This window comes from Enemella evansiae, assembly GCF_004362375.1.
Lineage (GTDB): Bacteria > Actinomycetota > Actinomycetes > Propionibacteriales > Propionibacteriaceae > Enemella > Enemella evansiae.
In genome coordinates this window covers 465,982-487,334 of sequence record NZ_SNXA01000010.1, presented here as the reverse complement: position 1 = coordinate 487,334, position 21,353 = coordinate 465,982, and the positions used below count along the sequence as shown (strand labels likewise).

The 21,353-nt window shown below is 69.1% G+C and carries 18 protein-coding genes; 8 read left to right on the top strand and 10 right to left on the bottom strand.

Annotation, left to right across the window (positions count from 1 at the left end; all coding sequences use genetic code 11):
* Nucleotides 1-22 precede the first annotated feature (22 nt).
* The 4 genes from C8D81_RS13655 to C8D81_RS13640 are packed head-to-tail and all read left to right on the top strand — an operon-like array spanning nucleotide 23 to nucleotide 6,573.
* A complete protein-coding gene (locus tag C8D81_RS13655) occupies nucleotides 23-478 on the top strand; it encodes a hypothetical protein (RefSeq protein ID WP_094359185.1) in 456 nt (151 codons plus the stop codon).
* Nucleotides 475-3,522 (top strand): ATP-binding protein, encoded by a 3,048-nt coding sequence (locus tag C8D81_RS13650; RefSeq protein ID WP_094359187.1) that lies wholly within the window; start codon nucleotides 475-477, stop codon nucleotides 3,520-3,522. The genes C8D81_RS13655 and C8D81_RS13650 overlap by 4 nt, the downstream gene beginning before the upstream one ends.
* Nucleotides 3,519-6,251: a type IV secretion system protein gene (locus C8D81_RS13645; protein WP_133626237.1), complete on the top strand. Its 2,733-nt coding sequence runs from the start codon at nucleotides 3,519-3,521 to the stop codon at nucleotides 6,249-6,251. The genes C8D81_RS13650 and C8D81_RS13645 overlap by 4 nt, the downstream gene beginning before the upstream one ends.
* Nucleotides 6,238-6,573 (top strand): hypothetical protein, encoded by a 336-nt coding sequence (locus C8D81_RS13640; RefSeq protein ID WP_094404557.1) that lies wholly within the window; start codon nucleotides 6,238-6,240, stop codon nucleotides 6,571-6,573. The genes C8D81_RS13645 and C8D81_RS13640 overlap by 14 nt, the downstream gene beginning before the upstream one ends.
* A 26-nt stretch (nucleotides 6,574-6,599) precedes the next feature.
* Here C8D81_RS13640 and C8D81_RS13635 read toward each other — a convergent pair whose 3' ends face one another.
* The 3 genes from C8D81_RS13635 to C8D81_RS13625 form a co-directional block, all read right to left on the bottom strand.
* A complete protein-coding gene (locus C8D81_RS13635; RefSeq protein ID WP_094404556.1) occupies nucleotides 6,600-7,067 on the bottom strand; it encodes a phage tail protein in 468 nt (155 codons plus the stop codon).
* A gap of 245 nt (nucleotides 7,068-7,312) precedes the next feature.
* A complete protein-coding gene (locus tag C8D81_RS13630; protein ID WP_094404555.1) occupies nucleotides 7,313-8,218 on the bottom strand; it encodes a hypothetical protein in 906 nt (301 codons plus the stop codon).
* Between the two features lie 171 nt (nucleotides 8,219-8,389).
* Entirely contained in the window at nucleotides 8,390-8,869 is a 480-nt protein-coding gene (locus C8D81_RS13625; RefSeq protein ID WP_094425749.1) for a hypothetical protein, read from the bottom strand.
* A gap of 88 nt (nucleotides 8,870-8,957) precedes the next feature.
* Between C8D81_RS13625 and C8D81_RS13620 the strand changes: the two genes are divergently transcribed.
* Nucleotides 8,958-9,365 carry a hypothetical protein gene (locus tag C8D81_RS13620; protein ID WP_094402754.1) on the top strand — a complete coding sequence of 136 codons (408 nt, stop codon included), beginning with the start codon at nucleotides 8,958-8,960 and terminating at the stop codon, nucleotides 9,363-9,365.
* Nucleotides 9,366-9,400: 35 nt separating this feature from the next.
* Here C8D81_RS13620 and C8D81_RS13615 read toward each other — a convergent pair whose 3' ends face one another.
* The 6 genes from C8D81_RS13615 to pyrE all read right to left on the bottom strand — a co-directional run bounded on the left by C8D81_RS13615 (nucleotide 9,401) and on the right by pyrE (nucleotide 14,295).
* Nucleotides 9,401-9,730, bottom strand: a complete 330-nt coding sequence (locus C8D81_RS13615; RefSeq protein WP_094356534.1) for a DUF2853 family protein — start codon at nucleotides 9,728-9,730, stop codon at nucleotides 9,401-9,403.
* Nucleotides 9,731-9,822: 92 nt separating this feature from the next.
* The gene (locus C8D81_RS13610) at nucleotides 9,823-10,503 is read right to left on the bottom strand and encodes a hypothetical protein (protein WP_133626236.1); all 681 of its coding nucleotides are present in this window, start codon (nucleotides 10,501-10,503) and stop codon (nucleotides 9,823-9,825) included.
* The gene (locus C8D81_RS13605) at nucleotides 10,496-12,196 is read right to left on the bottom strand and encodes a M23 family metallopeptidase (protein WP_133626235.1); all 1,701 of its coding nucleotides are present in this window, start codon (nucleotides 12,194-12,196) and stop codon (nucleotides 10,496-10,498) included. Before C8D81_RS13605 ends, C8D81_RS13610 begins: the two co-directional genes overlap by 8 nt.
* Nucleotides 12,196-12,723, bottom strand: coding sequence for a hypothetical protein (locus C8D81_RS21000; protein ID WP_094458935.1), 528 nt, complete (start codon nucleotides 12,721-12,723; stop codon nucleotides 12,196-12,198). Before C8D81_RS21000 ends, C8D81_RS13605 begins: the two co-directional genes overlap by 1 nt.
* A 56-nt stretch (nucleotides 12,724-12,779) precedes the next feature.
* A complete protein-coding gene (locus C8D81_RS13595; RefSeq protein ID WP_229237961.1) occupies nucleotides 12,780-13,703 on the bottom strand; it encodes a LemA family protein in 924 nt (307 codons plus the stop codon).
* 49 nt (nucleotides 13,704-13,752) lie between these two features.
* Nucleotides 13,753-14,295 (bottom strand): orotate phosphoribosyltransferase, encoded by a 543-nt coding sequence (gene pyrE, locus C8D81_RS13590; RefSeq protein WP_094404552.1) that lies wholly within the window; start codon nucleotides 14,293-14,295, stop codon nucleotides 13,753-13,755.
* A gap of 222 nt (nucleotides 14,296-14,517) precedes the next feature.
* Here pyrE and C8D81_RS13585 point away from each other — a divergent pair, with 222 nt between their 5' ends.
* Nucleotides 14,518-16,122: a hypothetical protein gene (locus C8D81_RS13585; protein WP_133626234.1), complete on the top strand. Its 1,605-nt coding sequence runs from the start codon at nucleotides 14,518-14,520 to the stop codon at nucleotides 16,120-16,122.
* A 32-nt stretch (nucleotides 16,123-16,154) separates the two neighbouring features.
* On the opposite strand, the gene C8D81_RS13580 is transcribed toward C8D81_RS13585, so the two are convergent.
* Nucleotides 16,155-16,865, bottom strand: a complete 711-nt coding sequence (locus C8D81_RS13580; RefSeq protein ID WP_229237960.1) for a class E sortase — start codon at nucleotides 16,863-16,865, stop codon at nucleotides 16,155-16,157.
* A 136-nt stretch (nucleotides 16,866-17,001) separates the two neighbouring features.
* On the opposite strand from C8D81_RS13580, the gene C8D81_RS13575 reads away from it, so the two are divergent.
* Both C8D81_RS13575 and C8D81_RS13570 read left to right on the top strand, forming a co-directional pair.
* On the top strand, nucleotides 17,002-19,119 hold the full coding sequence (locus tag C8D81_RS13575) for a hydantoinase/oxoprolinase family protein (RefSeq protein WP_094430502.1): 2,118 nt from the start codon (nucleotides 17,002-17,004) through the stop codon (nucleotides 19,117-19,119).
* Nucleotides 19,116-21,326 (top strand): hydantoinase B/oxoprolinase family protein, encoded by a 2,211-nt coding sequence (locus C8D81_RS13570; protein WP_133626233.1) that lies wholly within the window; start codon nucleotides 19,116-19,118, stop codon nucleotides 21,324-21,326. Before C8D81_RS13575 ends, C8D81_RS13570 begins: the two co-directional genes overlap by 4 nt.
* Nucleotides 21,327-21,353: the final 27 nt, after the last annotated feature.

The window sequence follows — 21,353 nt, the reverse complement described above, 5'->3', positions numbered from 1 at the left end:
GCGTCTGGGAGGATCGGCGACGATGCGATCGAGTGACTACACCCGGCTGAAACAGCGGGAGAACAAGCTCTGGGAGTTCGGCGGGATCGCCATTCCCGGTGGCCTGTCGACGGTCCGCGCGGCCGTCGGCGGCGGGTTCTTCGTCGTCGGCGCCGCCATCGCGGCGATCGTCGGCCGCCTCGTCGGCTCCCCGATCGTCAGCGTGATCGGGATGGTCGCGGCGGTGCTGGCCGGGGTGATCGGTTACTTCTGGGCCGGTCGGCCGAGCGAGGACCGGATGACCCTGCCGCAGCGGATGGCGGTGCTCGCCGACTACACCTTCGCCCAGCCGCGCCGGATCTCCGGTTTCAGCCGGGACTCCGAACCCGACCAGATCCACTGGCAGGCGATCATCTGGGAGCCGACCGACGGCGACTGGTTCGAGACCCGGCGGGTGTACGCCGACCACTACGGTTCGGATGACCGGGGTCGCGGATGATCAACGGCATCCTGATCGCGTTGCTGGTGGTGGCGTTCTTCGTCGCCATCGGAGTGGTCTGGTCCGCGCTCACCGCGGGCCGGCGCCGCGGGCGTACCGGGCCGGAGGCGGCCGCCGGTGGCGGGCAGCGCCGGCAGGCCCGCGAGGATCTGCGGCTCGGCTATCGCTACGACGACGGTTCGGTGTTCGTACACCAGAACACCGTGTGGACCGGGTTCCGGCTGGAGCCGGTGGGCGACATGTACATGGGTGCGGAGGATGTCGAGGCGCTCGCCTACCAGGCCACCCAGGCGCTGGTGAACACCGCCTCCGACGGCGAACCGGTGCAGGTGCACTACCGGCTGACCCACCAGCCGTTCAACGTCGATGAGTGGAAGCACCAGCTGGTCCGCAACTCCTGGAACCCCTCGAGGCTCTACCGCACCTACCTGGATGCGACTGCGTTCTTCCTGCGGCACACCCGCACCGTCCGCCCGGTGGCCTACCTGCTGATCCAGATCGACACCCTGGCGACCTCGACGCTGGCCGAGATCAAGCAGTCGGCGAACGCGGCGCTGATGGGCGGCCACGACGAGTTCATCCCGCCGGATCTGGCCGCGCGCTGGGAGGTGATGGCGCAGCGGGTGCTGCGCAACGTCGCCACCCTGGGGCCGGTGCAGCCGATCAGCCGTGCCGATCGGATGTGGCTGATCCGCAAGCCGTTGGCCGGGCACTTCGCGCCGACGATGAACGACTTCCCGCAGAGCAAGCCGTGGGGTGAGGGCGAGTTCGCGCTCTGGGTGGACTTCACCGCCGAGAACCGGCGGCAATACCTGCACATCTCCACCCTGAACGAGAACGTCGCGGAGGCCGACCGCTCCGACGAGTCGGATGCGCTGGATTCCTACACCGCCTGCCTGGCGGTCGCCGAGTGGCCCGAGGAGACCGCGACCAATGCCGGCCAGGCCTGGATCCGGCACTTCGCGAACGCCGGGGTCGAGGTGTCCTATCGGATGGAATTGCTGCCTCCACGCAAATTCCGGGAGCAGCTGGAGAAGATCAACAACAACCTGCGCGGTGAGCTGAAGAACATGGGCTCGGCGACCGGTGGGCAGATCACCGACATCCTGGTCGCCGACGAACAGGTACGCGCCGAGGATGCGCTGTCCCGGGCCCGGCAGGCACCCAAGCCCGGTGTCCTCGGCCAGATCATGGTGCAGGTCTCCGCACCCACCCTGGAGGAGCTGAACGCCCGGGTGGAGTCGCTGGTGATCGACACCAAGAACACCCTCAACGACGCGATCCTGGTCCGCCCCAGCCGCTACCAGTGGCGGATGCTGGCCAGCTTCCTGCCCGGTACCGGGCCGAAACTGGTCTCGGTCCCCTATGTCCGGCTCACCGATCCCGAACAGTTCGGTGTCGGTTTCCCGCGCGCCGGTGTGGTCATCGGCGACCGGCAGGTGCGTTCCGCCGAGGGCCGCTCGTTGGGCTGGATGGGCAACTACATCGGCGAATCCCAGGGCGTACCGGTCTTCCACTCCCCGCACTCGGGGGTGGCCCGCAACTCCGGCGGCGGTGTCTTCATCGTCGGCGGCTCCGGCGGCGGCAAGTCCTCGCTGGCCCTGCTGATGTTCTTCCAGGCAAGCGAATCCGGCGTCCAGACCGTCGTCCTCGACCCGAAGGTCGACTTCGCCCAGTTCTGCTACTACCTGTCCTTCGGGCCGCAGGTGAACCATCCCGGTTTCCAGGCCGAGGCCGCTGCCGGGGTGCTCGGCACCGCCCGCTCCCGGTTCACGCCGGTGAACCCGGAGTTCTGGGCCGACACCGAGGTGATCGACATCGTCGCCTCCGCCCCCGGCGTACTCGATCCGTGGCAGGTGGAGACCAATCTGGAGTCCGGCGCGCTGCTGGCCGATGAGATGCTCACCATGTTCCTCGGGCAGAAGGTCCGCGACCGCTTCGACGATGTGATCGTGCCCGCCATCGAGACCGTCAAGCAGCGTTACCAGCTGCGGATCAACCAGCGGATCGCCGAGGTCCAGGCCCAGCAGCAGATCCCGGACCACCAGCGCGGCGAGGTCGCCGAGAAGGTGGCCCGGCAGGTGCGACGCCCCACGCTGTGGGAGGTCGTCCAGGTCGTCGGCGAGGAGGCCGCGCGGATCGAGCAGCTGCCGGAGGTGCCGTTCGAGATGAAGCGGGAGTTCTCCCGCGCGGCGATCCAGCTGCGTCAGCTGCTCGGGCTGCCCTACTCCTCGCTGGCCTTCGCCGAGGAGCCGGCCGGGTTCGCCCGGCTGCGGAAGCGGCGTACCGTTTTCACCTTGCGGGGCATGAAGACTCCGAAGTCGGCCACCGGTGAGGACACCTGGTCCAAGGAGGAGCGGCTGGCCGCGGCGATCATGTATGTGCTGGTGAAATATGCCGCGCAGATGCTGGACAACAAGCAGTCGGTGAACCCGGTCACCGGGCGGACCGGTGACATCCAGCCGAAGATGCTGTTCGTCGATGAGTCCTATCTGGTCACCGCCACCAAGGGCGGCCGGGAACTGCTGCTGACCACCCTCGCCCAGGGCCGGTCCTATGGGTTGATCACGGTGCTGATCGACCAGCTCGCCTCCCGGCTGGGGCAGATCGAAACCTCTTCCCGGGAAGGGGATGCGGGGCCCTCGGCGAACCAGGTGCAGTCGGTGTTCGCGTTCCTGCAGCGCTCGGACGCCGACGCCCGGCAGGTCGCCCCGCTGCTCACCCGGCACAACAGCGAGGTGATCTCCGCCGCGCTGCTGCCGATCGGGATGGGTGGGCACCTGGAGACCGGCCGCTGCCTGTTCCGGGACATGGATTTCCACGTCGCACTGACCGACATCGACCTGCTGTTCAAGGAACTGCTGCGCGCCTCGGACACCAACCCGACCACCCGCTCCGCCTCCCAGCGGCATCCGATCTCCGCCGACCCGTGGGAGTGGGAGTTCATCACCAACGACGAGCGCGAGGCCGCCGTCGCCGAAGCCGGCGTGCTCGGCGAGCAGGAGGACGCCGAGGCGGCCGAACCCGTCGGGGGCCAGTCGTGACCTCCCCCCGTTCCCTGAGCGAGGAGCGCAGCGACGAGTCGAAGGGGCATCCCCCGAAGCGACGTGGCTTCGACTCGCTCGTTCCTCGCTCGCTCAGCCGACGGATCCCAAAAACCCTGCTGGTGCTGGTGTTCGCATTGGTGGCGGTGGTCGCACTGCTGCCGACCGGCACCTCGCGGGCCGCCGAGCCGCCGGAGTGTGCACCGCTGCCGATGTTCTCGGGCAACCAGCCGTACGCCCAGGACGCGGCGTCGATGATGGCGGTCGGGCAGCTGTTCGACCCGCGCGGGCGACCGGTCGAGGTCTGGGACACCGCCAAGGGGCGCCCGATGCCGGCGTACACCCTCTATGAGGCGATGGGGACCTCCGGCGCCACCTGGTCGCACACCAAACTGGCGCAGCAGGAGGGATTCAAGGACTTCCCGCCGCGTACCGACTACAACTGCGCGTACCTGCCGTCGGCGCTGAACATGGTCGCCAACTCGATCTTCGATCTGGCGAAGCTGGTCGGCGCCGGTGCGATCTCGGTCCGTGGGCTGGCCGCGAACCCGCAGCTGGTGATCAATCTGCTGGACCAGGCTGTCGCGCCGGTGAACCGGTTGTCCACCGGGTTGTTCCTGTCCATGTCGGTGGTGATGATCATGCTGACCGGTCTGCTGGTGGTCTTCACCGGCGGGATGCGCGGGCCGGGCAAACAGCGGGAAACCCTGCAGGCATTGATCGGCGTCGGCATCTTCATGGTGATCGGCACCTTCCTGGTGCTGCCCTCCACCCAGGTCACCCAGGGTGGGGGCAGTGAGCAGAAACCCAACTACTACTGGCTGACCAGTTCGGCGCTGAACACCATCAACGACGCCAACGGCCAGCTCTCCTCGGTGCTGCTGCCCAACCAGTCCAGCCCGTTCTGCTCCACCAGCAGCGGGGACGCCCGCCGCTCCTTCGACTGCCTGATCTATCAGAACGTGGTGCTCGACCCGTGGGCGACCGGCCAGTTCGGCACCTCGCTGTCCGATCCGATGCCGTTCACCACCGGGGAGGTGAAGCGCTTCAAGGCATCGGCGGATCGGTTGATCCCGCCGCCGAACCAGCCCGGCAGCGATGTCCGGCTGGTGCAGCTGTGGGCGCAGGGCCAGACCGCCACCGAGGCCACCTGGGGTGATCGACCACCGGGCAATCCGACCGATCCCAATGACGACAAGATCGAGAACCGGCAGGGCCAGTGGAACATCGTCCGCGAGGTGGTGTGGTCGCAGTACCACGACCAGTACCCGACCTGGCAGGGTGCGAACGCCGGGGAGCGGGTCAACCTCGGGTTGTTCTCGATGCTGCTCGCGGTGCTCGTCGGCGCCTTCCTGGTCGTCACCTCGGGGTTGTTGCTGTTGTGGAACTCGGTGCTGGTGGCCTTGTTCTTCTTCCTACCGGTGATCGCGCTGCTCGGGCTCTTCCCACCCACCCAGAGAATTTTCCGGGCCTGGTTGATGACCTGGTTCAAGGCACTGCTGCTCAGCTTCGTCTTCCAACTGCTGCAGACGATCGCGATGCTGCTGGTCACCGCGGCGCTGAAGCTGCCCGGTACCGGGATGGGCATGAAGGCCGTGCTGATGGTGATGCTGCTGCTCGGGTTGTGGAAGGTGGTCTCGCTGATCCGCGGCGATGCGCAACCGGCGACCGCGACCGCCTCCGGGTCGGTCGAGGCCCGGGCCGGGCGGGACGAGCCCCGGACCATCACCCAGACGGTGACCAATCTGCCGGCGGCCGCGCTGGCCCAGATGACCGCGGCCCGCAACCGGATGGCCGGCGGCGGGTCCACCGCGGTGTCCCGCAACGGCGGCCCGGCCGGCCGGGCACCGGGGGTGAACCGGCCCGGCACCATGGGCCGCAGCCTGAACGCACCGACCCGGCGCAAGCAGGACGCCCGGGTGGCGGCCGCACTGAGTGAGGCCGAGGAGCGCTGGGTCAGCGAGCACGGCACCCCGATGGATGAGCGGAACCGGCTCCGGGTGCGCGAGGAGATCGTCCGCTCACTCGGTGCGGAGGAGGCGGGCCGGGTCAGTGCCGCGGCCGCCGGTCCGCTGGCCCGGGTGCCGGGGCTGGGTGCGGCGCTCGGCGCGGGCGTACGCTCCAGCCAGGCGCGTGAGGAGGCCGCGGACAAGCTCGCCAACCAGCCGCCGCCGCAGCCCGGCATCCAGATCAACTCGACCAACTACAACTACTTCCGTGGCGGGCCGAATGTGGCCCGGGCGGCCGATGCCGGGCCCGACCCGGAGTCCGCCGAGGCGGCCCGGGCGGCGCGTGCCGAGGCGCCGGGGCTGGCACCGGCGGCCGCCGGGCTGGGTCAGCGCAGCGGCCGGGCGGCCGGCGCCGGGCAGCCGGGGATGCGGGAGCAGGCGAACGAGTCGCGGGCGATGGAGGGTTCCTTCCTGCGCAGCCTGACCTCCCAGCTCGACGACCGCGGGATGGCGCTGGCCCGCGCCGATCACTACGCCGGGCAGTTGCGGCAGGCCGAGCAGGAGTTCGAGAACGCCCGCCGCGGCCGGGACGCGGCCAGCCGCGACTTCCAGCTGGTCACCGGCCGGCACGCCAAACGACTGGCCTCCGATGCGGAGCTGGCCGGTGCCCGGCGCGCGGCCCGGCAGGCCTCGGCGGAGCTTGAGGTGGCGACCAGCCGACTGCGGCACCGTAGCCACCTGACCCAGGTCGCCGAACAGGCCGCCAGTGAGTACCGCTAGATCCCTGCTGGGCAAGGACTGGCTGGTCGCGCTCGCCGCGCTGCTGGTCGGCTGGGCCTATCTGGCACTGGCGGTGCGCACCTCGATCGCGCTCGCCGGTGACCCGGGTGGACTGCCGCTCGCGGCGTGGCTGCTGCCGATCGCGGCGGTGATCGCGCCATGGATCTTCGGCGGCGAGGTACGCCGCGGCCGGCGCGCCGCGCTCGGCGTACTCGGCTGCCTGCTGGCGGTCGGGGTGATGATCTACTCCCCCGTCCTCGGTGCCGCCCTCGGCCTGGCCTGGGTCGTCGGGCTGAACGCCTGGCCCCACCACGCCGACTGAGCGAGCGAGGAACGAGCGAGTCGAAGTCAGTGCTCGCCCTTGAGGACGAAGTAGGAACCGCGGATCGTGCCGGCCAGCTTCGACTTCTGCCGGGCGAACTTGAAGGCGCCGAGCTCGTCGGGCACCTCCATGCCGTCGGAGAGCTTGAAGCCCACGGCACGTTTGCCGCCGTCGGCGAGCGTGTACATCACGTTGATGGACAGGCCGCTCTGATAGAAGACGTAGGTCATCCGGATGCCGTCGACCTCGAAGTCGGTCGCCTCCAGCGCCGGTGAGGCGATCACGATATCCCTTTCCTGCTTGAGGATTCCGCTCACCCGATCGACCGCCGCCTTCCCCTCCGGCTCGCTGGCCGCCTCGACGGTGAAGGTGTGGTCGTACTTGTTCTTGAAATAGCGCGCCTCGTTGGCCCGCAACCCGGCGAGTGCGTCGGCGACGGGCGAGGACTCCAGCCCGACGGTCGAGACGGTGTGGAAGTCAACGGCATAGGACATGCCGGCAGCCTAGCGACCGGCCACGCGCGCATCGAGTAGCTGGCCGAGTCACCATCCGCCCCACGTTCATCGAGTAGCTGGCCCGGCGCAGCGGAGCGGAGCCGGGGCAGCGTGTCGAGATGAACCCGCCACTCCGCGTACCAACTCTCACTCCGCGTACCAACTCTCACTCCGCGGCTTGCATGCACGCCGCGGAGTGAGAGATAAACCGCGGAGTGGAGATAAGCCCCCCAGTGGAGCCAGGCTCAACCGGCCCGGCGCGCGGCGAGTGTCAGGCCTCGGTCGATGATCTTGAAGAAGTCACCGGACTCGGCCTCGCGCCAGGTCCAACGGACCAGCCACTCCCCCTGTCGCCGAATCCCCTCCTCCCGGTTCTTCTCGGCGAGCACCACCTCGGTGACCGATTGGCCGGGTTTCAGCAATCGGCCATACTTCACGTTTCCATCGAACTCACCGACCAGGCCTCGATCCCGCCACCAGAAATCGCAGCGACCCACGAACTCGCCAGCATCGGTCTCGATGTCATGCTGCAACTCCGGTGCGGGTAGGCCGAGTTCGTGGATTCGCCAACGGGAAAAGGATTCGCCGCGGCTTTCCGCTCGTGGGTTGGCGAACTCCGCAGCGATCCGCGCGGTCCGGTTCCCGGGCACCCGGCGCCGGCGATCCAGCTCCTCGAGCAGCTCGTCACGGTCCAGGCCGCGGCGCAGCGCGGAGTCCGCCACGCCCACCGCATCGGCGATCGGCAATTGCCGCAACAGGTCCATCGTGGTGGTCAACAGATCGGTCATCTCGATCTCCAGGCCCGGTGCGGGCACCGATCGCTGCGACCCACCGCGATGCACGTGGAGGTATCGCGATACCGATCCACCGCCCTTGCCCGCTCGCACCACCTGCACCCGATCCAGGGCGCGGGCCGGCAGCCAGAGATCATGCAGGACCCCGGCGGTGACATGACTGAGCACGGAACCGGCCTTGAGATCCGGAACCATGGCGGCCACCAGATCACGATGCCGATCCTCGGGGGTCTGCCACGAGCCCGCCTCGCCATAGATGCCGCGCCCCAGGCGTACGAACTCGCCGGCCCGGAGCGCGCTCGCCAACTCGGCCGCGCTGTGTCCTCGGCCCAGATAATCCCGGCGTCGGTGATGCATGCCACCAGCCCACCATCGAGAAGCGGTGTGCGACAGGCGCAGATCCGGGTTATCCACAGCGAAGAATCACCGGACAACACCACTGATCCGCGACTCCGCGTACCAACTCTCACTCTGCGGCTTGCATGCAGGCCGCAGAGTGGAAGATGAGCCGCAGAGTGGCGCGGGCGGTCAGCTCATCAGGCGGCCGATGACCATCACCAGGATGAAGACGAGCAGCAGCAGCGCGGCGCCGGCGAGCTGCCACTTCACCGGCACGTTCGCCAGCCAGCGGTCGGCCTGCGCGGATCCGGTGGTACGCCCCAGACCATCCCACCAACGGCCGAAGCGGGAGCGCTCGGCGTCTTCGTCCTCGGCGTCCTCGCCAACCGGGCCGGCCTCGGTCATCGGCCCCTCGGGCAGCGGGTCGCCGGCGAAGGTGGCATCCACATCGGCCCGGCGGCGGCGTACCTCGGCGAGCGCACCGAGCAGCGCGTCGTCGACCGGCACCGGAACCCCGTCGATGGCGTTCCCGGACCAGACGATCAGCTCGACGCTCCACGGATCACCGGGGACGTGCTCGACCAGTTGCCACTCCACCGGCCCCGGCGGCATGCCCTGCGGCGGCACCGGTTGCCCCGGCATCGGTCCCGGCGGCGGGGTGCTGGTCATCGTGGCACCTCTCGGACGATCATTCAGCATCGGCGCGTGGAAGACTGACCACGCTCGATTTCAACCTAGCAACCCCGGGAGGCCATCGGTGCGGGCACAGCGACTCGGTCGGGCCGCGAATTGGGCCGCCCTGGCGGTCGTGGTGCTGATGCTCCTCGCGGCGTTCGCGCCCCTGCCGGCCCCGATCACCCAGACCCTGGCCGCGCTCGGGGGCGTACTCGCCGCCGCGGTGGTGCTCACCTGGCTGACCGTCGGCTGGCTGAAGCGCCCGCGGCGCCCGCTGTGGATCCTCGGGATCGCCTGGCTGCTGGTCGCCGCGCTCGGCTGCTGGATGGTCGGCTATGCGCTCGCGCTGCGCGGGAACCCGGCCCGGTTCGCCGACGGACGCGTCGACGCCACCCCGTTCGGCTACGGCGCCTGGTTCGGGGTGCTGGTGCTGGTCGCCGGCGGCTGGCAACTGCGCTGGCTGGCCGGCGTACGCCGCGACGCGGCGTGACCGCGCCCCCGTGGAGGCGGGGGCGCGGTGTCAGCTCACTTCTTGGACTTCTTGAACTGGTCCAGCTGACCGAAGTGATCGGCGAGCAGGTAGTAGACCGTGGGACGGTACTTGCGCGAGGACCCCTTCAGCTGCTCCCCGACGGCCTTGATGGCCGCGTCGGCCTTCGCGTCGTCGGTGACACCGAGCTTCTTGGCGATGAACCCGTTCTTCACCCGATCGGTCTCGGCCTTGTCCGAGAACGACACCATCGAGGAATCGGCTTTGTGCAAGGAGATTCCGCAATGCCTCACGATGCCGGCGATCGCTTCGTCGTCGGCGTTCTTGACATGCTTCTTGACGTCGGCAGCCCAGTCAGTGGCCATGACACACGTTTCCTTCCATCGCCCACGGTGAGCGATCTGCTGCTGACACTAACCGACAGTCAGAACGTGATCTGGACCACCCCGGCGGCGTGTCAGATCGCGGAATCGGGCAGCACCTGGACCAGCCCCGCCATCAGCACCCCGCGATCGAGCAGCTCGGCCACCTGCGTCCACCCGGAGGCCTGCAGCCAGTCGTCGACGTGGTGGTCCAGCAGCGCCAGCACCGGCAACTCACCGGCGGCGGTGACCAGCGCGGCCCATTCCGGCGGGGCTGGATCGAGCACGATCGAGCCGAGCCCGGTCAGCACCTCGACCACCGGCGCCGCCGGATCCTCGGTGCGCACCTGGACCCAGCCGCTGATCGGTTGCGGCGGCCGCGGCCAGGCCACCCACCCCGCCCCCTCGAGCAGCTCGGCCAGCACCGGGTGGTCCCCGCGGAACACCGGCGCATCGACATCGGGATTGACCAGCAGCGCCGGCCGGTCGTCGGGCAGCGCGACACAGCCCACCCGGTGCACACCACGGCTGGGATCGAGCTGGGCCGGCGCGTCCAGCAGCACCTCCTCGGCCGGGCCACAGGCCGGATGCCGCGGCCGGACTCGCAGCCACTCACCCCGCTGGTCCGCGTCGGGGGCGCGTTCGATCAGCAGATTCGCCACCTCGCCGATGGGTTCCCCGCAGAGCTGGCAGGGTATGGCCGCGTCCAGCAGCCGGCCCACCCCCGCCGGGGGGCGTACGCCATCGGGTGCCTGCAACCGCACCGATTCAGCCAAAGGTCACTCCGTTCGCCCGCAGGAACGCGACCGGGTCCTGCGCCTTGTAGACGTCCCCGGGCCGGATCCCGGGCGGGTAGTACTCCAGGTGCAGGTGCGGCCCCGAGGAGTTGCCGGTGGAACCGACCAGCCCGATGACATCTCCGGCGCGGACCTGCTGCCCCGGTTTCGCCAGGATCGCGCTCATGTGTGCGTAGTGGGTGTTGATCCCGCCGGCGTGGCTGACCACCACCGCGTTGCCGTTCCAGCCCAGCGACATCTGCGGCGCGACGACACCGTCCATCACCGCATAGATCGGCGTACCCATCGGCGCCGGGAAGTCCTCACCGGTGTGCGTCGAGGACCACATCGAGCCGCGGGCACCGAACCGCCCCGAGGGCTGGTATCCCGGTGGCAGCGGGGCGACCGCCCTGCCCCCGCCGGCCGGGATGGCCGCCGGTTGCGGCATCCCCTTGCCGACATTGCCGTAGGTGGTGACGTGCACGTGGTCGCGGTGCGCGGAGGTGTCGTCGGGGCCGGTGTAGCAGCTGGCCTGCGTCCCGCACTGCCGCCAGCCCTCGGCGGCCCGGCTCACCGACCAGATCCGCTCGTTGTAGATCATGTAGTCGATGCCGAGCGCGGTCGCGTTCTGGCGCAGCATCTCGGTGGCCCGGTTGCCGTAGTCGACCGCCTGCGGGCTCTTGAAGTCGGGGAAGGCGCTGGAGAACATGATGTCGACCGCGCGCCCGCTGGGATGGTCGGGCAGTGCGTCGGGGCGTACGCCGCCGTAGATCTTGATCTCGGGGAACTGCGATGCCATCGCACCGGCGACCAGCATCGTGTCGGGCTGGACACCGGCGAGCATCGTCGACAACCAGGGCGGTGGCGGGCCGAAACCGCTGTAGGCATTGGGTCCGCAGCCGACCGGCTGGGTGGTCATCGGTGGGATCCCGGCGCCGCCCTCGGCGGAGATCTTGGCCAGCAGCTGCTGCCCGAACTGCTCGAACTGGGCGTAGCGGCCGGGGAACGCCGAGCGCTGCACCTCCTGGATCACCTCACCGGCGGGTCGGGTCTCCCAGTCCTTCTTGTCGAACAGTCCCGGTGGCTCGGAGATCTGCCCGGGGCGCTCTTTTCCTTTGAGGAAAAGGATCGTGGCCTTCGTGACATCGATCCGCTCGGCCGGGGTGCCGTGCCACTGCTGCTGTTGGAACATGCCGACCGAGTTGTGGTCGGTGGAGACGCCGTCGTTGGGGTAGTTCAGCGAGTCCTCCTGGCCGGGCACGTCGGAGGCCAGGTTGTAGAGCCGGGTCTCGACCATCGCGGCCATCAGCGCCATCACCGCCGCCTTGTCGTTGGCACCGACCGAGCGGGCCGCGGCGACGATGGTCTTGGCGTTGCGGAGCTGGACCTCGTCGAGCTGCTCGAAGGTCTCCGGGGCGGCAAGTTCGGGATTGCGTACGCCCGGCCCGGATCTGTTGCCCGACGCGGGTTGCGGCACATTGCCACCCCCGGGCGGGCCGGAGTTGGTCACCGGCGCCGGACAGGTGGCGGACAGGTTCGCGGTCATCAGCGCGGGTTGCGGCGGCGGGGTGAGCTGCACGGTGGCCAGCGCCGAGAGCAGCCCGGAGATCAGCATCAACACCACCGCACCGACCAGCCAGGGCACCCAGCCCCCCGGGGGACGGGACCGCCGGGGCGTACCGGATCGGGGCATCAGTGCCCCTCCTTCTCCAGGAAGGAGACTCGCCATCCCTTCGGTGCGGTGAGGTCCTTGACCAGCCCCATCCCCCACCAGGTGTCGTCGGTGAGCTGCACGTGGGCGTACGCCTCATTGGCGCGGGCGACACCGGGGTCGAGGGCCGCGCTGGACTTCCGCTTCGCGTTCGGCAGCCGCTCGTTGGCGACCTGCTTGGCGAGCACCAGATCGTTCGGGGTGGCCAGATCCTTCAGCCTGGCTTCGCGTTCGGCCGGCGTACCGGGGCGCAGGAAGGCGTCCATGTAGGCGTTGGCGACCTCGACCTGGGCGGTCTGGTCACCGGGCATCGGGCGTTCCTCGCCGAGGGAGGTGGGGGCGGCGGTCGGCGCCGCGGTGCCCTGGGTCGGCGGATCGATCCGGACCGGCGGCGGGGCCGGTGGCGGGGTCGCCGCCTGCCGGCCCGAGCCGACCAGCAGCACGATCACCGAGGCGATCACGACGGCGGCCACCGCCGCGAGCGCGGCGACCAGCTTCCAACGTGTCATCTCAGGGCTCCTGCAGGTCCGGGACGCGCCCACCCTACGGGGCGGTCCGGGTCACCTCACTGCTGCGGAGGCTGCTGCCCGTACTGGCCCGGTTGCCCGTACTGGCCCGGCTGCCCGTACTGGCCCGGCTGCCCGTACTGGCCCGGCTGCCCGTACTGCTGAGGCGGTTGCTGCTGCGCAGACTGCTGGCCGGGCTGAGGCTGCGGCTGGTACTGCTGCTGACCGTACTGCTCGGGCTGGCCGTAGTTCTGCTGCTGGCCGTAGTTCTGCTGCTGGCCGTAGGGCTGCTGACCCTGCTGCGGCAGCGCGGGCTGCTGCCCCTGCTGGCCCTGCTGCTGGGGTGCCTGCTGCTGGGTCTGGGGCGGGGCCTGCTGCTCCTCGCCGCGGTAGGCGATCTCGCCGAAGTTCACGTCCGGGGCCTGGCGTACCTGCGGGTCGTTGACCTCGAAGTAGGTGGCCTTCTCGAACTTGAACATCCCGGCGATCACGTTGGTCGGCACCGAGTCGATCTTGGTGTTGTATTCGCGCACATTGGCGTTGTAGTAGCGCCGGCCGGCCGCGATCCGGTCCTCGGTCTCGGTCAGCTCCTTCTGCAGGTGCAGGAAGTTCTGGTTCGACTTCAGATCCGGGTACGCCTCCACCGAGACCAGCAGGTTGCGGACCGCACCCGAGAGCGCCTCCTCGGTCTGGGCGCGCTGCTCGGACGGCATGTCACCCTCCTGGCTGGCGACCTGGGCGGCCTGGTTGCGCAACCGGGTGACGTCCTCGAGGGTGTTGCGCTCATGGGCGGCGAAGGCCCGCACGGTCTCGACCAGGTTGGGGATCAGCTCGTAGCGCCGGTTCAGCTCGACGTCGACCTGGCGCCAGGACTCCTGGATCATGTTCCGTTGCTTGACGAAACCGTTGTACATGCTCATGGCGACCAGGCCCAGCACGACGACGATGGCCAGGATCACCAGCACGATGATCAATGCGGTCACGGGGTGCTCCTTCGATGCGCGACAACTTGCCGCCCAGCCTAGACCAGCCTCAGCCCAAGCCCAGTTCTTCGGCGGTGATCGCGTAGCGGTAGGGCAGACCGGCCTCGGCGATCTTCTCGGCCGCCACGGTGTTGCGGTCCACCACCACGGCCACCGCGACCACCTCGGCACCCGCCTGCTGCAGCGCCTCGACGGCGGTCAGCGCGGAACCGCCGGTGGTCGAGGTGTCCTCCACCACCAGCACCCGGCGACCGGTGACCTCGGTGCCCTCGATCCGGCGCTGCAGCCCGTGCGCCTTCTCCGACTTGCGGACCACGAAGGCATCCAGCCGCTGACCGGCGTACGCCGCGGCGTGCAGCATCGAAGTGGCGACCGGGTCCGCTCCCAGGGTCAGCCCACCGACGGCGTCGAAGTCCAGATCGGCGACCAGCTCCCGCATCACCCGCCCGACCAGCGGCGCGGCCACCCCGTCGAGCGTCACCCGCCGCATGTCGACGTAGTAGTCGGCCTCCTGCCCCGAGGACAGCGTCACCCGCTGGTGCACCACGGCCAGATCCTTGATGTGCTCAATGAGCTCTTCCCGGTCGGACATGGCCCCCAACCTATCGGCCCCAGACACGAGCGAGCCCTCACGTTCATCGAGCAGGTCGCGCAGCGACCGTGTCGAGATGAACCCCTTCGCCCCTGCGCCGGTCGAGCGAGGAGCGCAGCGACGAGTCGAAACCAAGCCCCAGAAAAAGATCAAAACTCGCGGGTTCAGAGTCGTACATACGTGCTATTATTAGACATGGCAGATGAGAGGAGGTGACCACAGATGACCACCGAACGAGCCCAGGTCTTCGCAGCGATCCGCGCCGAAAGCGACACCATCGCCCAGGCCGAAGCCCGCCGGTTGGTTGCGATCGCCGCCGCCTGCGACACCTACTCCGGGTTGAACACCCACACCGACGAGTTGACCGCCCGCGTCCTGCACGGGGAGCAGCTCGTGTTCCCCGGTGCGGACGGTACGCCCGGCATCACCGAGTTCTTCCACCTCGAACTCGCCCTCTCCCTTGGATGTTCACCGGAGACCGCGCAGGTGTGGACCGCCGACGTGCTCAACCTTCGCCATCGGCACCCGATCCTGTGGCAGGCCACCTTGGACTGTGACGTTCCCGTCTGGGTCGCCCGGGACGTCTCCCGGGCGGCATTGCAGCTGTCCTTCACCCAGGCCCGCGAGTTCGACTCCTTGTGGTCACTCCGTCTGGTGCCCCTGACCCCGAAACGAGCGGTCGCGACGACCGAGACCCAGGTCGCGTTGATGCTCAACGAGGACAAGGAAGCCGAACGGCAGGCCGCGAGGAAGCAGCGCCGCGTGGAGTTCACCCCGAACAGGACCATCGCTGGCATCACCGACCTCTACGCCAACCTCGACGCCGGTGACGCCGCCCAGTTGAACGGCACCCTGGATCGCCTCGCCGACGTGCTGAAGGCCGGTGGCTCGACGGCCTCCAGGGACGAGCTGCGTGCCGAAGCCCTGGGCCATCTGGCCCACCCGGAGCGGGCGCGGCAACTGCTGCAGCCCTCGCTATTCGACGGGGCGACCGTGACGCCCGCCGGCGATGTGGTCAACAAGCACGGGGAGATCGTCACACCCACCTCCGAGCGGTGCCGTCACGGTGCCGATTTCATCCTTCACATGACCTCCCGCGACCTCGCGATTGGCCGCGGTGGCGAAGGCGACGCCCTCGGGCCGGTCACCCTGCAGCACTTGAAGGAGCTGCTCGCCCAATGCGGTGGCACCGTGAAGGTGCGGCCGGTCATCGACCTGGCCGCGCCGGTGATGGTCAACACCTACCGGCCCTCCGACGAGTTGGCGCAGCGGGTCAAACTGCGCGATCGATATGTGATGTTCCCCCGCTCCAACCGCAGTGCGTTCGGCCGCGGCATCGACCTCGACCACACCATTCCCGCCCCGGAGGGACCGACCAGCTCGGACAACCTGGGGCCGCTGAACCGGGCCTCGCACCGCGCCAGAACTCACGCCGGATTCCGGGTCGAGCAACCCTCCCCGGGGGTGTTCCACTGGAAAACACCGGCCGGGCAGGAAGCCTGGGTCAGCCGCCACGGGACCTGGGACCATCCTCCACCCGATCACCTGATCAACGACCCGGCCGCGTCCCTGTCCCGGACCGAGCAACTCCTCCGCGACACCCTCGGCAACGGGCGAACCCAGCTGGAGAAGGAACAGGCCGAAGCCGAACAAGCAGCCGACGAAGCCCGCGAACGCGAGCGACTCCGCCGCGCCCGCAAAGCACAACGCCTCCGCGACCTACGCCAAGCTGCCCGCGACCAGACCGACGCAGCTAAGCCGGCTCCACCGGAGTCCCAGCCTGCCCTGATTCCCCACCAGGACCAGGGCCGCACGCTCATCGACTAGCTCGGTCATGGCCCGCATTGCGTGCGGCGCGGCTACTTGTTCTGGGTGCTCTGCAGGTGGCCGAAGCCGATCGAGCGGTCGACCGAGTGGAACAGGTCCTGGCAGGTGGTCAGGGTGATCAGCGGCTGGGTGGGCTGGGCCCCCGGCTTGCCCGGTACCGGGTCGAGCACCCAGGTGTCGTCGTCCTGGACTGTCAGATCGGCGGGTGAGGTGTCCAGCACGTAGGTGTAGATGGCGTCCCGGGTCTCGACGATGACCTGGTCGCCCTTCTGCAGCTCCAGCAACCGCCGGAACGGTTCGCCGTTGGTGACCCGGTGCCCGGCGACGGCGAAGTTGCCGAGCTGGCCGGGGCGGACCGAGGAGTCGTACCAGCCGATGCCCTTGGCCAGGGTGCCGGTCTCGGTGCCGGTGAGGATCGGCACCTCGTAGTCGGCGCCGAACTTCGGGATCCGCATCAGCCCCATCGCCTGGCCGGGGACCCGCTGCTGTTCGGCGGCGGGCGCCGCCTGGGCCGCGCCGGCTGGGGCCGGGTCGGCCTGCCACTGCTGCTTCAGTGTGCTCTTCTCCTGCTGGTACGCCCGGTCGGCGACCAGATTGCTGCCGAAGTACTGGTAGGCGTACACGCCGACGGCGACGAGCCCGACCACCAGGAACAGCACCCCGACCACGGTGAATCCGGAGACCCGGCGGCGCCGCACCGGCCGTTCATCGTCGGCCAGGCTGTCCATCAGGTCGGAGCTCATGCCCTCATTGTGACCCGGCTCGGCGCTGGCTCCAAGGCTCCACTCCGCCGGCCGCCGCAACCACCTGCTGAGAAGGGTGTTGACGACCGTTCAGCGGCCGACGAAGCTCGAAGGCCTCCGAGCGAAGGAGCTCCAGGTGCCCGCGTACTACGTCGCCTCAGACATCGGCGGAACGTTCACCGACACGGTCGTCTTCGATGACAGCGGTCACGTCGGCCGTTACAAGTCCGCCACCGTGCCCGACTCGCCGGCCACCGGCGTCCTGGAGTCGCTGAAGATCGCCGCCGCCGACCGCGAGCTGTCGCTCGCCGACTTCCTGGGCAGCGTGGAGACCTTCGCCCACGGCACCACGATCGCCACCAACGCGATGCTGGAGGGCAAGGCCAAGCGGGTCGGGTTGATCCAGACCCGCGGGTTCGGCGACACCCTGGCGATCATGCGCGGATTCAAGTCCCAGGGGTTGGACGAGGAGCAGATCAAGCAGTTCCGCACCCTGGTCAAGCAGCCCCCGGTGGTGCCGCGCCGGCTGATCGCCGAGGTCACCGAACGGGTCGACTACGCCGGCCGGATCGCCTGCCCGCTCGACGAGGACGATGCCCGCCGGGCCGTCGAACAGTTGCGGGAGGCGGGCGCGGAGGCGTACGCGGTCAGCCTGCTCTGGTCGTTCAAGAACCCCGAGCACGAGGAGCGGATCGCCGAGCTGATCCAGGAACTCGTGCCGGATGCCGATGTGACGCTGTCCAGCAGTTTCCTGCCCAGGATCGGTGAGTTCGACCGCACGCTGACCACCGCCGTCAACGCCAGCCTGCGGCCGCTGCTGCGTACCTCCCTGGACAGCTTCGCCGGCGTCCTCGCCGACGCCGGGTTGCGCACCGATCCGCTCTTGATGCAGTCCAACGGCGGCCTGGCCACCTTCGCCGAGGTGGAGAAACGGGCCGCGGCGACCGTGATGTCCGGCCCGGTCGGCGGGGTGATCGCCTCCAAGGTCCTCGGCGACCGCGAGGACCTGCGCAACATCGTCACCACCGACATGGGTGGCACCAGCTTCGATGTCGGCCTGGTGCTCGACGGCCGGCCGACGATGTCGAACACCACCGCGATCGGCCGCAACCAGTTGGCGCTGCCCTCGGTGGCGGTCCGCGCGGTCGGTGCCGGGGCGGGGTCGATCGCCTCGGTGAGCAACGGGGTGCTGCAGGTCGGGCCGGAGAGCGCCGGCGCGCAGCCGGGGCCGGCGTGTTACGGCCGCGGCGGGGAACGGCCGACGGTCGCCGACGCCGATCTGGTGCTCGGCTATCTGAACCCGGACAACTTCCTCGACGGCCGGATGCGGTTGGACACCGAGAAGGCGCGGGAGGCGATCCGCACCCACGTCGCCGAGCCGGCGGGCTTGTCGATCGAGGACGCCGCCGAGGGGATCAAGACGATCGTCGACGCGCGGATGGCCGACCTGGTCCGCCAGGTGACCGTCGAGCAGGGTTATGACCCGACCGACTTCGCGGTCTTCGCCTATGGCGGCGCCGGTCCACTGCACGCCTTCTCCTACGGTGCTGAGCTGGGCGCCCGGGAGATCGTGGTGCCGATCACCGCGTCGGTGCACTCGGCGTTCGGCATCGGCTGCTCGGATCTGACGATGGTCGAGGAGCGGTCGCTGCCGATGCAGTCCTCCCCCGGCCAGACCGACTTCGCCGCCGACATCGACCCGGCCGAGGTGACACAGGTCTTCGCCGAACTGCGGTCAGTGGCCGCCGGGAACCTCGGCAACGCGGGGGTGGACGAGGAGACGATCGAGTACGCCTGCACCGTCGAGATCCGCTTCCGGGCGCAGATCCACGTGCTGGCGATCCCGATCGAGCCGGAGCTGTCCGGGGAGTTCACCGCCTCGGCGGTCAACGGCATGGTGGACCGGTTCATCAACACCTACGAGGGCCGGTTCGGCAAGGGCTCGGCGTTCCCCGACGGTGGTGTGGAGATCACCACCTTCCGGGTCGTCGCCACCGCCCCGGTGGCGAGCGCCGACCTCGATGTGGGCACCGACGTCCGCGACACGGCCGGCGAGCCCGGCCGACGCAAGGTGTACGCCGGTGGCGAGTGGAACGAGGCGGTGATCTACACCGGGGACCATCTGGAGCCCGGATTCGAATTCGACGGGCTCGCGATCGTCGAACTGCCCGACACCACCGTCGTGGTGGGGGCCGGGCAGCACGCCCGGGTGGACGCGTTCGGCAACGTGCATCTCGAAGGAGACCTGCGATGAACACCAACGACAGTTGGAAAAGCGGGACGACCGGCGGCACCGAGGTGGATCCGGTCACCTACGAGGTGATCCGGCACAAGCTGTGGTCGATCAACACCGAGGGGTCGACCACCGTCGAGCACGTCTCCGGATCACCGGTGGTGCACGCCACCGACTACAACTTTGGCATCTACACCGCGACCGGTGAGATGGCGATCATCGGGGTCTATCTGCTGACCCCGATCTATACCGGTGCGATGGCGATCGAGGAGTTCCTGCGCCGTTACGACGACATCGAGGAGGGCGATGTCTTCATCATCAACGACCCCTACATCGCCGCGATGCACCAGAACGACGTGCAGTACTGCACCCCGGTGTTCCGCGACGGCCGGATCGTCGCCTGGCTGGGTTGCATGGCACATCAGGTCGATCTCGGCGGAATGGATCCGGGTTCCTGGTGCACCACCGCGACCGACGTCTATCAGGAAGGTATCCGGATCCCACCGGGCCGGATCGTCCGAAAAGGTGAACTGAACAAGGAATTGTGGGACACCATCGTCACCAACTCGCGGGTGCCGAACACCGTCGCCAACGACTTCCGCGCGTTCCTGGCCGGGTTGCGGGTCGCCGGGGAACGCTTCCACGCGCTCTGCGATCGGTACGGCACGGACATCGTGACTGCGGTGATGGCCCGGACGATCGACAACTCCGAGGCGGACCTGCGCGAGATGCTCCGCTCGCTGCCGGACGGGGTCTTCGAACACGACGGCTATCTGGACCGGCCCAACGGCACCGAGCGCGCGGGCGATGAGGGGGTCGAACTGCTGCATGTGCCGTGCCGGTTGACGAAATCCGGCGACGAGCTGACCTTCGACTTCTCCGGCGCCAGCCCGCAGAGCCCGGCGTACGGGATGACCACCCGGGGTGGGCTGATGGGCGCGGTGGCGACGCTGATGCTGTGCACGTTCGGCTCGGAGGTGCCGTGGAACCACGGGCTGATGCGGCCGGTGAACGTGCTCGCCCCGGACGGATTGTGTGTGACCGCGGTCGAGCCGATGCCGGTCTCCGGCGGTGCCGCGGGCGCGAACTGGATCGCCACCTGCTCCGGCGGGGCGGCGCTGGCGAAGCTGTTCGCCTTCAGCGAGGAGTACGCCGACCTGGCGTTCGGGCCGAGCGACGGCTCCTGGCAGCTCTGCCAGTTCGGTGGGCTGGACCAGTACGGGGAACCGTTCGCGGCGATGTACATGGACTCGTTGTTGTGGGGCGGGCCGGCCTTCGGTTTCCGTGACGGGGTCGATTCCGGCGGGGCGATGGTGATCCTGGGCGGTGGCGCGACCGATGTCGAGCAGCAGGAATCCCGGCAGCCGTTGCTCTATCTGTGGCGCCGCGAGGTGGTCGACTCCGGCGGCGCCGGCACCTATCGCGGCGGCAACGGGATCCAGTTCGCACTCACGCCGATCGACACCGAGGAAGTGACCGGGGTGCTCGGGACGCACGGGGTGGCGGTACCGAACCGCACCGGCATCTTCGGTGGCCTGCCGGGCGCCTGCGCGAAGTTCGAGCGGGTCGGCGGCTCCAGAGTGCTGGAGGCGTACGCCGAGGGCCGGATGGTCGATTCGCTGGCCGAGTTGGACGGCGAGCACACGCTGCTGCCCGGGGTGTCCCCGAGCGCGAAGATCCGGCAGGGCGATGTGTTCGAGTGCACCGTGCAGGACGGCGGCGGCTACGGGGATCCGCTGCTGCGGGCACCCGAGCAGGTGGCGGCCGACGTGGCCGAGCGGGCGGTCAGCGTGGCCGCGGCAGAGCGGTTGTACGGGGTGATCGTCGACGAGGCCGGCGCGCTGGACGAGGCGGCGACCGAGTCCCGGCGCGACGAGATCCGCAAGCAGCGCAGGGAAAAGATGCAGACACCTGCTGATGCGTCGTCCGGCGGCGGGTCCGGTGGCGGGGACGCGCAGGTCTGGGGTGGCGTGCTCACCCTGTCCGGTTCCGGATCGGACCTACGGGCGGCCTGCAAGCACTGCGGTCAGTCGTTGGGATCGCTCGCGGACGGTTGGGAACGGCTCGCCGGCCGGGTCGAACTCGGCGCCGACGATCTCGGCGAACACGTCCGCGTGCACTCCGACCTGGTCACGGTGATGTATGTCTGCCCGAACTGCCAGACCGCCCTGTGGACCGACACCGAACCGAAGGACGGCCGCACCTGGCGCGACTTCGCCCTCGACTGACCTCACCACGTTCATCGAGTAGGTCGC